Here is a 780-nt window from a genome sequence, read left to right as displayed (position 1 = left end):
AAAGACGAAAGTTTCATCTTTAGCAGGTCTCAAATCATCTTTAGAACAGTTGTTTATTCACGAATAACATAATCACTGTCCAATTCATAGGAATAGGCAATAGCAGCAACATATTCCGACACCGTCTCACGGGAGAGAACATCATTTCGGAAGAGAATGATACAATCGTCAGGAGCAACGGTAGCATCTGCAATAGCATAGGCGAATTCTTCCTGCTGTGTATCCGGCATCATGGCCGTCATCTGGTACATATAGCAGCCATTGCCGAAATGTACCCCGACAAATAATTCCGACTGCGTAAGGACTTCTGCTGTTCCAATCGTCTCATTACAAAACGAATCCATCCCCGCATATCTGCCGAGTTTTCCCACATAAGCAATTACCTGCGCATCCTCCGCATAAATGCAATAGGTCGTATCATCGATGGCTTCAATGCGCCATGTATCAGGCAGGGAAAAGTGGTGCTTGTCAAAGAAAGTCACCTCGTGCCAGCCCTGATAGTCGCTGTTGATGTACGAATTGTTCAGCTGCTTTATCGATTCATCCGTTGCAGCGACAAAGAGCAGGATTGGATAGGCAGCTATAAAAAGAGCAATCGCAACAAGGACTACTGCAATAATGGCAGGAATGATCCATTTTTTCTTCATGATACCCCCCCTTCTGTATGGTTTCCGCACAGGCCGTCAAATGGCTGCACCGATTCTATGGCGTAAAAGCCCCAAATTTGTCATTGCGAGGCGGCCAACGGCCGACGTGGCGCCCTGAGCGCGAAGCGCGAGG

General features: G+C 47.2%; 1 protein-coding gene. It reads right to left on the bottom strand.

Features of this window, described 5'->3' with window-relative positions:
- Positions 1 to 53: 53 nt before the first annotated feature.
- Positions 54 to 647: a hypothetical protein gene (locus tag WMO66_RS00865; protein WP_349134518.1), complete on the bottom strand. Its 594-nt coding sequence runs from the start codon at positions 645 to 647 to the stop codon at positions 54 to 56.
- Positions 648 to 780: the final 133 nt, after the last annotated feature.

The sequence above is a fragment of the Faecousia intestinalis genome (assembly GCF_040096185.1).
GTDB lineage: Bacteria > Bacillota > Clostridia > Oscillospirales > Oscillospiraceae > JAZOXB01.
Note: the sequence above shows the minus strand (reverse complement) of the source record. Positions and strands in the feature narration are given on the sequence as shown.